We start from the raw sequence: 421 nt of genomic DNA on the forward strand, positions 1-421 counted from the left end.
GCTGACCTAGAACCGCAGGTGCTCAAGAAGGGGATTTTTACCCGTGTTGTGGAAGACCCTGAGCAGGTGGCAAAACGCATCAGTCAGACCGTTCAGCAGCATTATGAACCTGCCGTTCAGAGCGCCACAGTTGCCCGCACAGCGACCAAACGGGCCAAGGAAGACAGAGAGAGCCTGAAACAGCTTCAGAGCCGTCTGGAGCCTCTTGTGAAGGCTCTGAGGGATATTCCGACCCAATACCGGGAGAAGGTTATCGAGGGCTGCGTGAAACTGGCCCAACAGCTACGCCAGAAACTCCAAGATCAGGCGGTTGAGGCTCAACGGGAACGAGCCAGAGAAATTGGCCGGAATCGCTCGCGGGAGAATAGCCGAGGTCGGGGCCGCTGACCGTCCCATTCGCTCCTTCTTCCTGAGCAAATAC

1 protein-coding gene is annotated in these 421 nt (G+C 57.0%); it reads left to right on the top strand.

Going from position 1 to position 421, the window contains the following annotated elements; all coding sequences use genetic code 11:
• A partial coding sequence (locus KP705_RS18150; RefSeq protein WP_215765304.1) for a hypothetical protein occupies positions 1–387 on the top strand: 387 nt, incomplete at its 5' end.
• Positions 388–421: the final 34 nt, after the last annotated feature.

This window comes from Gluconobacter sp. P1D12_c, assembly GCF_018812105.1.
Classification (GTDB): Bacteria; Pseudomonadota; Alphaproteobacteria; order Acetobacterales; family Acetobacteraceae; genus Gluconobacter; species Gluconobacter oxydans_A.